Here is a 14,163-nt window from a genome sequence, read left to right on the forward strand (position 1 = left end):
TCAGCGGAATGGGGCCATTAGACCAAGGCACGGTGGCACTCCCGGCCCAATGCGTCCGGTTCGAGCAATCAGGTGAGCCGGTTCCGTTCGTCCATCCGGGCGGTGTCTGCCCCCACCCCACTGTACAGGGCGATGTTGGTGAGATGATCTGGGCATTGCCAGCCCCATTGGCGAATGCCAGCAGCCCGAGCGCCAGAAAAAGTGAAAGCAGAAACGCGCGGACAGCAGCGCGCACCCTGCCGCACGCCTTGTGCATGTTCTGGCGCGCGGAACTCCGGCGTCCGCACTGTGGCGACTTCAACGCTGCCCCAAACCAGGATCCAGCAAGCCCAAGCCCGTAAAACCGTTGGTGGGATTCAAATGTGCTTCCCGCTCTCTGCGGCTCAAGCAAAGTCGTCTGGAGATTCTCGAACATGACAAGCCTCGTCATACCATCGTCCACGGTTTGGTTTCTGATTGGGCCTCTTCGGCCAGACGCGAAACAAGGGACTCAGACAGCGCACGCCAGGCGGCAACGGAATGCCCGAGCACTGGGACAGACAAACGCGGCATGTCAGTTACAGAGGGGTAGTTTTACGGTTGGCGGCGCTAGGAGCACAGCACGCCGCGAACTCTTGGAAAGACTTACTTGTTCTCGAGCAGCCTTGGCGGCGTTGTGCGCGTCGTCTCTCTGGTCCCAAGTCTCGTCTCGATCTCGAGACGATACCCTCGTCCAATCTTGCGCCACTCTGTGGCGATCTTCCTTCGGATTTCTCGCAGGCGCTTCTGCGCCGATCGCTTGCTCCTTTCAGACCCTGAATAAACCACGCGTAATACGGAAGGTTCCTGATCGAGCAGCACAATCATCTGCTTGATCCGCTCCTCCCATTCAGGCAGCAGCTCCTGGGTGCCCTCAACAAAAGCCGCATCGGTGAGATCAAGCCGCACCACCCGGCCAATGGACGCGCCGAACAGGAATTCGGACGCCTTGCCCGCCGTCAACCGGACCACGCGCGGGTTCTCCGTCGTCAGACGGTATCCCGATGGCAGCGATCGCGGATCAAGCTTCATGATGTAGTTCGTGCCGATCCGCTGATCGGGAAGATCCGCACAGGCCACATGAAAGCGCCCGTGATCGTCCGCCGTCAGCAGCAGCCCCTTCACCGCGGCAACCCGCACACCCGGCAGCCCCGGTTCACCCCTGTCCTGATACCCGTTGCGGTTCCTGTCGTCGAACACCTTGCCAAAAATGTCGCCGCAGTCGAACAGCGCTTCAACCACCACTTGCACCACAGCTGTGGCAACACGAGAAACCATGGTGCCGGCGGGCGTCGCCACCCACGCCTGGTTTACATATTCGCCGGGCTTGGCAGCTCCCGTCACTGCGAGATCAAGCTCGATAATCATCGCTTCGTCGGTCGGAAGCGTAACATTTTCGAATGTTAGCTTCCTCCCTTCCACTTTGGGTTCCACCGCCTTGCCGTCCAGAAGTGCGCTTCCCTGCACGAAGGTTAGACCGGCGGGCGTCATGTCGACGATATTCACCGCGCTTTCCCCAACGGAGCCGAGCATCTTCACACTGATCCTATATGGGACACGACCACCGCGACGAACTTCTGTCAGGGGCGTCATCTTGCTGATCGCATAGCCTGGCAAGTCCACCACAGCATCGGCCGCGGGTGAAAGCACCTCCTGCCCTCCCCGTCCGGTTCCGGAAACCGTCGCCCGGTTCTGGATGCCGTCCTCAAGCCCCCGCGCCGCATCGATATCTGCCTGCGTTATCGTGTATGTTGCGGTGAACCCCGCATTTTCACCCGCGCCGAGGTTGGCACTGGGTGGAGAGAAAGAAGACAGCATCCCCCTGCCAGGCTGCCCGCCAAAGCGTGGTCCTGGATCGGAAGGCCTCACATTGGACATGGTCACATTGCCCTCATTGGTCGCTGTCAGCGTATAAAGGATGGTGTCGCCGGGCTCCGCGAGCCGCCCAGAATCTCCCTGAAAAACCCCCGTCTTCTCAAGTCCGAGAGCTGCGATTTGTGGCAGAGGGGTGGGCGTCGGATCATCCGGCTCACCATCATCTTCAAGGTCGATGTCAGCGATCTCGGCTGGGTCGTCGGATGCATCCGCCACAGGGGTGCCATCGAGAGCCTGCCCGCCTACACTTGCTGTTGCAATAATCCCACCAGCGTCAATGTCTGCCTGCGTCAAAGGATAGGAAACTGTGAGAAGAGAAGCATCCTCACCACCCGGCGCAAGACTCGCGAGCATGCCGCTCGGGGCGGGAACGGATATGGGTGGTGTTCCTCCACCCTCTGTCACCACGTCAAGGGAAACTATCGAAAGGTCCTTCAGCGTCACATTGCCAGTGTTGCGGACCACGAAAGAATAGGTGACAGGTTCACCGGGATCAGGAAAGCCGTTTCCGTTCGTGTCGTTCCATAAGCCCTGCAAGTCCAGTTCAACCGAGGGATTTGTGGCGAAAGGCATGACCGTCGCTTCGCCTGGCTGGCCCCCCGGCGGACGCGCTTGTTTTGGCACCTCCTCACCCCGCGGATTTTTTCCGACAGCAGTTGCCACATTCTCGAAGGAACCACCATCAATATCGTCCTGTGTGATCACGTGTGTTCCAGTCACGCTGGTATCCACTTCACCCGGTGCCAGCGAGGCTATTGGGCTGCCCGTGATTTCCGCCTTGTCGTCGGTGACCGCAATGCCCGTCAACGTGACATTGCCCGTATTCACGGTCGTGAACGTATAGTTGATCACCTCACCCGCGTCGGCAAACCCGTTACCATTGGCATCGTCAAGCACCGCATCCTTGACAAAATCATAGTCAGAAACCGTAGCAACACCTCCAGGCGGCTGTGTGGGATTGCCCTCTTCGCCATCAGGCGGACGAGACTGTTTGGGGACTTCAGCACCGTTCGGGAGCTTCGCATTTGATGAAGCGACATTATCGAGATTACCCGCATCAATATCCGCTTGAATGACGGTGTAGACGCCCGTAACGCTCGTGCTGTCCACCGCTCCCGGCGCCAGCGGTCCTGCAAGCGGACTGCCCGAAATTGTTGCCCGCGAATCCGTCACGACCACATTGGTAAGCGAGACATTGCCAGTGTTCTCAATGGTAAACTTGTAGTTGAGCACTTCACCGGCATCAATCAGGTTGTTGCCGTTGGCATCCACATGCTCCACTTCCTTCACAAAATCATAGTCTCCCTCGGTAGGCGTCTCAACGCTTGTCGTTTCACCTTCGGTGCCATTTGGTGGACGCGATTGCTTGGGGATGTCGTTGCCCCTCGGATTTTTGGCGGTCGCCGACGCAACATTATCAACACTGCCGGACGCAAGATCTGCCTCGGTGATCGTATAGACGCCGGTTACGGAGCTCGTATCGATCGCCCCCGGCGCAAGCGAGGGGATCGGACTACCGGAGATCGTCGCCTTTGAATCGGTCACAACCACATCGGTCAGTGTTACATTGCCGGTGTTCTCCACTGTAAACGTGTAGTTGACCACTTCTCCAACGTCCGCCCGCCCATTCCCGTTGGCGTCGTCATGTACCGCTTCCTTAACAAAATCATAGTCTGAGACCGGGTCATGATCGCCAGGCGGCCTGGTTGGATCGCCCTCACTACCGCCAGGCGGACGAGACTGCTTGGGGATTTCGCTGCCATTCGGGAGTTTCGCCGTCGATGAGGCAACATTGTCGAGGTCTCCTGCATCGATATCCGCCTGCGTGACGGTGTAGGTGCCCGTAACGCTTGTGGAGTCAATTGCCCCCGGCGCCAGCGGGCCGGCCAGGGGACTGCCTGAAACCGTTGCTCGCGAATCCGTCACGACCACATTGGTCAGTGAGACATTGCCCGTGTTTTCCACCGTGAACTTGTAGTTAAGCACCTCGCCCGCATCGATACGCCCGTTGCTGTTCGCATCTGCATGCACCGCTTCCTTGACAAAATCATACCCGCCCTCCAGCGGCGTATCGATGCTCGTCGAATCTCCCACCTCGCCATCGCGTGGACGCGACGGTTTCGAGAGTTCATCGCCATCCGGATCTTTCGCGGTCAATAAGGCAACATTGTCGACACTCCCGGAGATTAAATCAGCTTCCGAAATTGTGTAGGTGCCCGTCACTGAGGTGGTATCGACCGCGCCAGGAGCCAGTATTGGAATTGGGCTACCGGAAATCGTTGCCTTGGAATCCGTTACAACCACATCGGTCAGCGGGACATCACCAGTATTCTCAACCGTGAAATTGTAGTTGATAGCCTCGCCGACGTCGGCCCGCCCGTTTCCATTGGCGTCATCGTGTACCGCATCCTTGATGAGAGACATCGAAGCTTCTCGGTCGACATCGGAATCGTTATTGTCCGGCGGGGTAGTGTCTATGATCGTGTCGGGAAGTCTCAACGTTGCCATGTTGGTGAGGTCGCCGGAAAAGTCCGAAGGCACAGAAATCGTAAAGTTGTAGGTAGCCGAACCGCCTACAGGAAGACTGACCGTTTGATTGTCAAGCGCGCCAGTACCGCTCGCGGCATCGCAGACACCGCCGCCGGAGCCGGCGCATGTCCAGCTCGCCGACGTGATACCCGCCGGCAAGGGATCGTCTACTCCGACATCTGTCGCACCGAATGGCCCGTTGTTCCTCACCGTGATCTGATAGGTCACGTCGTCGCCTGGCGTATAGGCTTCCTGCCCATCAGTCTTTGATATGGCTATATCCGCCTGAAAGCTGAGTTTGGTGGTGGCGCATTTCATGCCGTCGTTGACTGACGAACCCGGTGCGTTTGAAATGCGTGTTGCCCGACCGGTGTCAAGATCGAACTCATAGAAGCCCTCTCCCGCGTTCCCTGAGCCATAAACGGCGTTGGGCGCACCGAACATTGCCCCAAAATAGCTGCCTGGGGAGAGACCGGTATTACCAACATTGGTGACCGCCCCGGTGACAGGATTTATGGAAATGAGTTGAGATGAGTCCCCTTCCTTGGAATAAAGAAGCCCGTTAGACCACGCGACGTCGGAAATGAAAACGCTTCTGCTCAATGTAATCCTGGTTGCAGTTCTTGTTGGAATATCTACTTTATATATATATCTATCGTGAGTCCTACCATAAATATAATATGATCCATCATCAGATATATCACCAGTATTAACTCTTAAATTCGATGGGACTCCAGATATAGTACCTAGACTTTGGGCAGCGCCATTTGATCCAATCCTGTAAAGAATTGTTGAACTATTATTAACAGCATATCCGTAATTGTCTATTGGATTAAAGGCAGTTCCATTGTATCCGAACGTCACCCCTCCTTGATTCACAAAAGTGAATGGGTTCGTGGATGTGTTGATTGCATTGAGACGGGTCTGGTTTCCCTGCGACAGCCACATTCGTGAATCGCACGTTCCGAAATCGGGCAGAGTTTGAGCAACAGCACCGCTGCCCAACATTCCCAGAAAGACCGCAAAGAATGCGCTTGCCTTTAACCAAGAATGAGAAAGAGCGATCATAAAATGCAATTTTGATGAATGAATAAATATTCTCATTATATATTTCCCATACCTTTGGGAAAAACTATTTATTAATAAATTTATACAAAAATAATATATTCGCAAAAAAGTATCAATACGGACAGCTAACGCTAAGAATTCAATCTCGTCTTCGAATCCGATTGTGAAGGAACCATGAGATGGTGGCCAGCAGTCCCAGCCCCCATCACAAGTCCGTTCAGCTTTCGGCATCGATGATATGAATGAGAAGGCAAGCCGACTGCGCCACTTGCCTCCCACTCATGCATAACCCGGCTTGACTTTCCGCGTGTACCCTTTATGTGTCCGCCAGACTCTTTAAGCGCTGGTGGAGAGATTCTGCTTTCGCGCGACCGACAAACCACCAGAAACGGACGACAGACATGGCGAAGGCCACGACCATCAAGATCAAGCTCCAGTCGACGGCGGACACGGGCTTCTTCTACGTCACGAAGAAGAATAGCCGCACGATGACCGACAAGATGACCAAGCGGAAATACGACCCCATTGCCAAGAAGCATGTGGAGTTCAAGGAAACCAAGATCAAATAGATCCGGTTTCGCCGCGCCTTATCGGAACGCCGCCCCCGGGCGGCGTTTTTGTTTGTGTTCCCGGGCGGTTCACCGTTTCACGGAAACGCCGCTGCGCTCCATCTGCCTGCTTTCGCGTGTTTATTCGGACGCCAGGCGTTTCCACCTGACTGCGAAATGCTTTGAATCCATACGCTTTGAAGGCCGTCTGGAGCGATCGGCCGGCCATGGGTGTTGAAAATGCCTGTTCGACGGGAAGAAATCGGGGGCCGGTCGGCAAACTGGCAGCGGTACGAGGAGGCCACTATAAACCAGCGCCGGCCGGCCAACCCCACGGACCCAGGAGATGCGGCGGACCTGAGCATCATGGGGTATCTCGAGGCGGCAGCCCGGCGATAAACGCCATGACCTGAAGCCCGCCCCTGTCGGTCGAGAGATTTGCGCAGGGCGGTCAGAAAATCAACACTTACTTAACCATTCCCGCCAACTCCCTGACGTTAGGGTTAAATATGGCGTGCACCTTGCGTTTCGTCAGCCCCTAATTGGTGGAGTGGGTTATCACTCTTTCGTGCTGCACGACTACCCGTGTGCTGGCAGTGGTGTGATCCAGGCACACCGAGGCACGGCGCCTGTCTGCCGCGCGCATTCACGATATGGGCATCACCCGGCCTCAGGCCGCGGAGGCCACCACGCGATTGCGCCCTTTGCTTTTCGCATCGTAGAGTGCAGCGTCCGCGCGCTTCAGAAGGTCAGCCGGGTCACCATTGCCCCCCGCACAACCAACCACACCAACACTGGTCGTGACCGCGATCGCGTTCTTGCCGCCATCAACCGTGAAGGGCTCGCTCGCTATGGCAACCCGTAGACGCTCGGCCACCATTTCGGCCATGTCGCGCTCGGTATCCGGCATTACAACAACGAACTCTTCCCCCCCGAAACGGCAGATCAGATCGATGCCCCGGATGTTCTGACGCAATCGGTCGGCGAATTCACGCAGCACATCATCGCCGCTCGGGTGACCCCAGCGATCGTTGATCGCCTTGAAGAGGTCTATGTCGGCCATCATCACCGACAGGGAGCGCCGACGCGCAACGGCGCGCGCCAGAAGCTTCGGCAGATGCGTGTCGAGATAGCGGCGGTTGTGAAGCCCCGTCAGAGGATCTGTCACGGCCATCCGAAAACTCTGGCTGACACTCGAGCGCAGACGGTCATTATAGCGCTTGCGCCGCAACTGCGTGCGCAGGCGAGCCTGAAGCTCCTGCTGATCGACCGGACGAACGATGTAATCATTCACCCCGAGTTCCAGCGCCCGCGCGATCATCGGTCCCTCGTCCTGGTCGACCACCAGCATCACCGGCAGAAGCCGGGTGCGGTCCAGCGCGCGCAACTGGGCGCAGAGCCGCAGCGGATCATAGGTCGCATAGCTGGAGGTCACGAGAACGCATTCATAACCACCTTCGGCGGCGCGAAAGAGACCGGCTTGCGGATCGTCCTCGACATCAAGAGAAAAATGCCCCCGCAACATGGCCGAGATCGCAGCGGACGAATGGGGAGCCTCGTCAATCAGCAGGATGGCGGATGAATCGCGCCGATCCTCCTCCAGTCCCGGCTCGAAACCGGCGTTCTCCGCTGTCTCCGTCCGCAGCCGCAGTTCATCCGTCAGCATTTTCAGCCGCACCAGGCTTTTCACCCGTGTCACCAGCTGAAGGTCGTCCACGGGTTTGGACAAAAAGTCGTCGGCGCCGGCTTCCAGCCCCCGCACGCGGTCGGATGTTTCGCCCAGTGTTGTCACCATCACAACGGGAATATGCTGTGTGGCGGCATTTGACTTGAGCCTGCGGCAGACCTCGAAGCCATCCATCCCGGGCATCATGACGTCCAGCAGAACGACATCCACCTTGCCGCCGGTGCAGATTTTCAGGGCTTCCGCACCGCTATGCGCACAGACAACCTCGAAATACTCCGCCAGCAACCGGCTCTCGAGAAGCTTCACATTGGACGGGACGTCGTCAACAACCAGAATGCGCGCGGTCATGACCGGCTCCTCACGAAGGTCTTCGGGAAGCCGTCCGCAGCATCAGGCATCCCCCAGATAGGATTTGATCGTTTCGATGAAACTCGGCACGGAAATCGGCTTGGAGATATAGGCCTCGCAGCCGCCCTGGCGGATACGCTCCTCATCGCCTTTCATGGCAAAGGCCGTTACCGCGATGACGGGTATGGTATGCAGGTCATCGTCCTGCTTGAGCCATTTCGTGACCTCGAGCCCGGAAACCTCCGGCAACTGAATGTCCATCAGGATCAGGTCGGGGCGATGCTCACGCGCGAGGTCCAGCGCATGCAATCCATCACGGGTGCGCACCGTATCGTAACCGCTTGCCTCGATGAGATCGCGAAAGAGCTTCATGTTGAGCTCGTTGTCTTCGACGATCATGACTTTCTTCGACATCACACCCCGTCCCACTCAACCCCGCTGCCTTCGCCTAAGACCCGGCCCTGCCGGGAACACGTCAGACAACGAAGTTTCAGACGCCACCCTTGCACGATTTGATTTATGAATCGGTAATGGGCGCCCGCGAATCGTAGCTTTACAGCATAGCGGCCCTGGATTTGCGCGCAATTCGTCTCACGGAAAATGCCGCGCACCATCCCTGACATCGATTGGAGAGAAGGACCATGCAACGAGAGGAAGCCGAAGCCATAGCCGTTTCCGCCCTGGCATTCATAGCCGCAGACGACCAACTCCTGCCACGGTTTCTCTCACTCACCGGTATCGAGGCAAACCAGATCCGCGTCGCCGCTGCCGAACCAGGATTTCTGACCGGCGTTCTGCAGTTCATTCTGGCACACGAACCGACCCTGTTGCGCTTTTCCGAGGAAAGCGGCATTGCTCCCCGGATCGTAGCCCAGGCACCCTCCGCCCTGCCCCACGGCAACACATCCTACGACATCCAGCCCTGACACAACTTTGGACAGCGACATATGACGATTGACCCGGAAACCGCCCGGCAGATTGATGAGCTTTCACTCAGCAACGATCCCCTGATTGTGCTCGATGTGGACGATGTGATCCTGGAATTCATCAGGCCGTTTCCGGAATATCTGCGCACGCGCGGCTTCGAACTGAAACTGGAAAGCTTTGGCCTGAACGGAAACGTGACCGACCTCTCATCCGGTCAGCGCGTGGACAATGAAACGGTCGCTCAGCTTGTCGATGCATTCTTCGAGGTTCAGCACGACTGGCAGAAGCTCGCCGAAGACGCTTCGGAGACCATTGCACGCCTGTCCAGGGCGAGCCAGGTGGTGCTCCTTACCGCCATGCCGCATCGCTATCGACAGACACGCCGCACCCTGCTCGACCAGCTCGACATGCGCTACCCACTGTTGACCACGGAACGCGCCAAGGGGCCCGCGATCAAGCGCCTGCGCGGCCACCATCCCCGCCCCGTCGCCTTCGTCGATGACATGTATTACAACCTTGTCTCCGTACGCGACACGGTCGTGGACGCGCATCTTTTTCACCTCATGGCCGACAATTCCGTACGCGCGCTCATGCCCCCGATCCCGCAGGGGATAACGGTGGTTGAACACTGGAAAGAGGCCGGCGAAAAAATCTCCCGCTCGCTAAATCTCTAGGGGTCAGTATCTGTTAAAATGGCCGTGCGTCCGTCCAGGCGCACAAAAGGCGCTCCAAACCGCTGATCAGACACCGGAATAACCCGAAAGCCGGCTTCCATTTTTCAGTTCGATGCTCCGGCAAGGCCCGCCCGGCATACCACCCTGCTCAAAGTGCTGCGTTACCATAAGCAATTCGGCCCCCATGCCGGTATAACTGCGGCGCCGCATGGCACGCGGCGTCAAAGCGTCAACCGCATCAACGGGCGCCCTGCCTTGCGCTCCAGAACCGTCTCAAATCCCGCCTTCTCAAAAACCCGCGTCGATCCGACAAAGAGGCCAATGGAGCGTGTATCCCTGGAGCGGGTTATCGGACAGGCCTCCAGAAAACGGGCTCCCTGAACACGGGCGTGGTCGATCCCGGCAGCCACCAGGTGGTGCGACAGCCCTTTACGGCGCGCCGAGGGACGCAGGAAAAAGCAGGAGATTGCCCAGACCGTCGGATCCCGGTCATCGCCATCCTCCACGGGCGCCGAAACACGCCCCCTGTTGTTCCACTCAGGAACATCGCCACGCGGGCCGATCTGCATCCAGCCATCGGCGCGACCGCCCTCAACCAGAAGGAGTCCGGGGGGCGGACCAGCCTCGATCCGCGCCTTTATGTGGTCTTTGTTACGCTCGCGGTTGTTCTCACGCCGCACAGCCGGCGGCAGGCGAAAATGCGTGCACCAGCATCCATAGCAGGCCCCCTGCCTGCCAAACAGATCCTCGAACGCCGGCCACAACTCCGGCGTCAGAGGCGCGACTTGATAGTTCACCTCAGCCTCCTCCACACCGCAGCTTGTGCCCCGATGCCGTTTCCAGTAAGATGCATGTTCACTTTATGTTCACATGATATACCATGCCTGTCAACGCCCTCCCGCACGGCCTTTGCCGTGACTGCCTGACCCCGGCGCAGACTGCGTCCAGGCGTTGCCGGTCGTGCGGCAGCCCACGCATGCTTGCACATGCGGAACTGGAGAACCTGTTCCTGGCACATATCGATTGCGACGCATTCTACGCCGCCGTCGAGAAGCGCGACAATCCGGAGCTGCGCGACAGGCCCGTCATCATTGGCGGTGGCAAAAGGGGTGTGGTGTCAACGGCGTGCTATATCGCCCGCATCAACGGGGTGCGCTCGGCCATGCCCATGTTCAAGGCACTGGAAGCCTGCCCTGAAGCAGTGGTGATCAAGCCGGATATGGAAAAATACGTCCGAGTGGGCCGGCAGGTGCGCTCGATGATGGAAGCGCTCACCCCCATGGTCGAGCCGCTCTCCATCGACGAAGCCTTTCTCGACCTTTCCGGCACCGAAAAACTGCACGGCGCACCTCCCGCCATGGTGCTCGCCCGCTTTGCGCGCCAGGTGGAAGAAGAGGTCGGTATTACCGTCTCGGTGGGGCTTTCCTACTGCAAGTTCCTGGCCAAGGTCGCCTCAGATCTGGACAAGCCGAGAGGCTTTTCGGTGATTGGCAAATCGGAAGCATTCTCCTTTCTTTCCCGGCAGCCCGTCACCCTGATCTGGGGCGTGGGCAAGGCCTTCACCGCCACACTCGCCAGAGACGGGCTGCACACGATCGGCCAGCTACAGACCATGGAACGCAACGACCTGATGCGTCGCTATGGCACGATGGGAGACCGCCTTTATCACCTCTCCCGCGGGATGGACGAGCGCAGCGTGAAACCGCGCAGCGAGGCAAAAAGCGTCTCCTCCGAAACCACGTTCAATGTCGATCTGTCCCGCGCCGAAGATCTGGTGCCGGTGCTGCGCGCACTCTCCGAGCGCGTATCCGCCCGCCTCAAGAAGGCCGACATCGCCGGACGCACGATCGTCCTGAAGCTCAAGACCGCCGATTTCCGCATCCGTACGCGCAACCGGCAGTTGGGCGATCCGACCCGATTGGCCGACCGCATCTTCCACACCGGCCTCGACCTGCTGAAGCGCGAAATCGATGGCACACGCTTTCGCCTTCTGGGCATCGGTGTGAGTGACCTGACGGATGCGGCCAAGGCCGACCCGCCCGATCTGGTAGACCGTCTTTCCCACAAGCGTGCGCTTGCCGAAGGCGCCATGGACAGCCTGCGCGAAAAATTCGGCAAACAGGCGGTGGAAACCGGCTACACGTTCGGTCACGGAAAGGCTGGACAGCCACAGCGCGACGGTGACGACTGAGATGGACGGCGCGCGACACAGGCACGGTCAGTTTCTGGCCGTTTCCCCTGCCTCACCAAGTTCCTCAACGCGCTTGCGGACGGCCTCACGCCGGTCCTTTGTGCCTGGATGTGTCGCCAACCAGCCGGTTTCATCTGAGCCGCCGGCCGCCCTCACGATGCGGTCAAGCAGATCCACGAACGCGAGTGGATCGCGCCCCGCCCGGGCCATGAGTGCAACGCTGTAAAGATCGGCGTGGGTCTCAAACTCGCGCGAATAGACGAGTGTCTGCAGCGCACTCGCCTGTGTCACCACGTCGTCTACCAACTGGCTCGCGTCACCGCCAATCAGGCCGACCATGAAGCCGATTCCCAAAACCCGATAGATCTGCTGCAGCGAGTGTCGCTCGCGTACATGGCCAATCTCATGCGCAATCACGCCGGCGATCTCGTCGTCGGATACAGCGAGCGCGACAAGCTCGTCGGTAATAACGATCGTTCCACCAGGCAGCGCCAGCGCGTTCGCACCGATGGCACCGCCCCGGCGCAGCTGCAGTTTCAGCGCCGGCCCCGCATCGTCCGCAAAACCCGCCAGTTCATGGAACATGGCCTGCAGTTGCTGCTTTCGTCCCTCGTCCAGTTCCGATGGAGAGAAGACCACTCGGTCCACCGTTTCCAGCGTCCCGCGATCCATCGCGGCCACGATGGGCGGTGGTGTGATCGCCGCAGCACCGGATGCCAGGAGCGGGATGCCGAACCGGTAGATCGCAAAAACGAGGCCGACGGTAACAACAGCCGCTGCAGCGACCAGGCCGAGATTGGCTTCGAGCCTTGTGAGGCGTGAAAAGAAGCTTCCGCCCGTGTTCAGGAAACCGTCCACATCGGCTTCAAGCGGCGCTTCAAAGACGCCGCCATCGGCAAATGTGAGCTTGCGTGGAACACCGGCCAGGGGATCGGAGACCGACATCAGAACCACTGCCTGCGCCTGCGGCTCGTCCTCCCGTTTCAGCGCGGGCCGCCCCGGCCCGCCGGTAAGGCTGGCCGCGACAGCGCGTGATGACCCTGGCGGAAAATAGCGTCCGTCAATCATGATCCAACCGTTCCCCGCGCCACCGCATGGCGCACCGGGCTAGAGCCCGAAATCGATACCTTCGATATCGAAAAACTCTGCCGCGCCCACATTGCCTTCAGGTGCGGCTTCGTCGACGAAATGATCGAGCGGTCCGGCGGCCAGAAGACCCGTGCTGCTCGCCAGGTAGCGCCACGTGCGGACCGCGGCCCAGGGCCGCAGGAGCCCGAGAGACAGGATCGTGGCAAACAGGTTTGAAACCAGAATCCACACATACCGCATACGGTTCACAGTTGAGACCAGGTGATGCTGGCTGTCCAGAACCGTGTAATTATACGCGATGTTGCGCACACCCGCGGCATAGAAAAGATAAGCAAGCGCGAGCGCGATATACCCGCCGATGAGTGCACCGGTGACCGGCCCGAAAGTCAGCACATCCAGGAGTTCGTCACCCCCGCCCTGCATCATGTTTCCAGCGGCGACAAGCGATGAACCGACGAGAAAACCGATCCCGGCACACACCAGGGTGACCATGATGACGAACAGGATCGTCGCACCCAGATTGCCATAGAGAGCCTTGAGTGGCGCCCGTGTTTCAAACCGGGCCGAACCATACCCAAGATGACGGCCGATATAGTCGTTGGAAAGCTTGGAAGCGAGAGGGAAGAGCAGGCCTGCCGTCAGGAGCGCCACGATCGGCATGATCACGAACGCCAGAAACGCGCCCCAATAGGACCCACGGAAATTGAGCCGCACATTGCGATAGCTGGTCATCCGCGCGTTGAACGCCATGGACTTGTTGAGGAGCCAGGGAAAAGCCAGCAGATAAAGAATGATCAGGAGGCCGAAAATCGGGGAAATGCTGACCAGGAGATTATAGGCAACCAGAAGGGCCACGACGATAATGCGCCCGATCAGGATTTTGACCGGACGGGCGTGATACTCGAAATTGTGGCCGTCGAGCCAGGTGTTTCCATAAAAATATCGCAGACGCCGCACCTTCGCCCATGCGGTGTAGATACCAAGCGTAATGATCGACAATAAAAGGTTGACGATCCAGATACCGAAATACTCCAGCGCCCGTCCGGTAAAGGAAAACCCGAGGTGAACAGGCGCTTCACGGCCCGCAGCCGCCGTTTTCAAAGAGGTCACAACAAAATCCTCGAATATGAATCAAACAATGGGGCCTTCTAATCACAAAGGCCGTACAAAACAACGATCAGAAGTTGCAGAATAGCTCGTCCGCCAGCC

At 58.5% G+C, this 14,163-nt stretch carries 10 protein-coding genes; 4 read left to right on the forward strand and 6 right to left on the reverse strand.

The genetic code is table 11. The features are described from left to right. Nucleotides 1–624 precede the first annotated feature (624 nt). Nucleotides 625–5,526, reverse strand: coding sequence for a DUF7507 domain-containing protein (locus AC07E3_RS01410; RefSeq protein WP_478360079.1), 4,902 nt, complete (start codon nucleotides 5,524–5,526; stop codon nucleotides 625–627). A 365-nt stretch (nucleotides 5,527–5,891) separates the two neighbouring features. On the opposite strand from AC07E3_RS01410, the gene rpmG reads away from it, so the two are divergent. Then, nucleotides 5,892–6,059, forward strand: a complete 168-nt coding sequence (rpmG, locus tag AC07E3_RS01415; protein ID WP_007008183.1) for a 50S ribosomal protein L33 — start codon at nucleotides 5,892–5,894, stop codon at nucleotides 6,057–6,059. A 649-nt stretch (nucleotides 6,060–6,708) separates the two neighbouring features. Here rpmG and AC07E3_RS01420 read toward each other — a convergent pair. Together AC07E3_RS01420 and AC07E3_RS01425 are read right to left on the reverse strand one after the other, a co-directional pair. Continuing rightward, a complete protein-coding gene (locus tag AC07E3_RS01420) occupies nucleotides 6,709–8,073 on the reverse strand; it encodes a PleD family two-component system response regulator (protein ID WP_478360080.1) in 1,365 nt (454 codons plus the stop codon). Between the two features lie 42 nt (nucleotides 8,074–8,115). Continuing rightward, nucleotides 8,116–8,487 carry a response regulator gene (locus AC07E3_RS01425; protein WP_065815141.1) on the reverse strand — a complete coding sequence of 124 codons (372 nt, stop codon included), beginning with the start codon at nucleotides 8,485–8,487 and terminating at the stop codon, nucleotides 8,116–8,118. A 227-nt stretch (nucleotides 8,488–8,714) separates the two neighbouring features. Between AC07E3_RS01425 and AC07E3_RS01430 the strand changes: the two genes are divergently transcribed. Next, nucleotides 8,715–8,999, forward strand: a complete 285-nt coding sequence (locus AC07E3_RS01430) for a DUF3572 domain-containing protein (protein WP_478360081.1) — start codon at nucleotides 8,715–8,717, stop codon at nucleotides 8,997–8,999. Nucleotides 9,000–9,020: 21 nt separating this feature from the next. Then, nucleotides 9,021–9,674, forward strand: a complete 654-nt coding sequence (locus AC07E3_RS01435; RefSeq protein WP_336068506.1) for a hypothetical protein — start codon at nucleotides 9,021–9,023, stop codon at nucleotides 9,672–9,674. A gap of 221 nt (nucleotides 9,675–9,895) precedes the next feature. Here the strand turns inward: AC07E3_RS01435 and AC07E3_RS01440 are convergent, their stop codons facing one another. Continuing rightward, on the reverse strand, nucleotides 9,896–10,471 hold the full coding sequence (locus AC07E3_RS01440) for a GNAT family N-acetyltransferase (protein WP_336068503.1): 576 nt from the start codon (nucleotides 10,469–10,471) through the stop codon (nucleotides 9,896–9,898). An 83-nt stretch (nucleotides 10,472–10,554) separates the two neighbouring features. On the opposite strand from AC07E3_RS01440, the gene AC07E3_RS01445 reads away from it, so the two are divergent. Continuing rightward, nucleotides 10,555–11,865 carry a DNA polymerase IV gene (locus tag AC07E3_RS01445; protein ID WP_336068499.1) on the forward strand — a complete coding sequence of 437 codons (1,311 nt, stop codon included), beginning with the start codon at nucleotides 10,555–10,557 and terminating at the stop codon, nucleotides 11,863–11,865. 27 nt (nucleotides 11,866–11,892) lie between these two features. Here AC07E3_RS01445 and AC07E3_RS01450 read toward each other — a convergent pair whose 3' ends face one another. Together AC07E3_RS01450 and AC07E3_RS01455 are read right to left on the reverse strand one after the other, a co-directional pair. After that, the gene (locus AC07E3_RS01450) at nucleotides 11,893–12,933 is read right to left on the reverse strand and encodes a M48 family metallopeptidase (protein WP_478360082.1); all 1,041 of its coding nucleotides are present in this window, start codon (nucleotides 12,931–12,933) and stop codon (nucleotides 11,893–11,895) included. A 39-nt stretch (nucleotides 12,934–12,972) separates the two neighbouring features. Further along, nucleotides 12,973–14,064: a YjgN family protein gene (locus AC07E3_RS01455; protein WP_478360083.1), complete on the reverse strand. Its 1,092-nt coding sequence runs from the start codon at nucleotides 14,062–14,064 to the stop codon at nucleotides 12,973–12,975. Nucleotides 14,065–14,163 lie beyond the last annotated feature (99 nt).

The sequence above is a fragment of the Nitratireductor lacus genome (assembly GCF_056431025.1).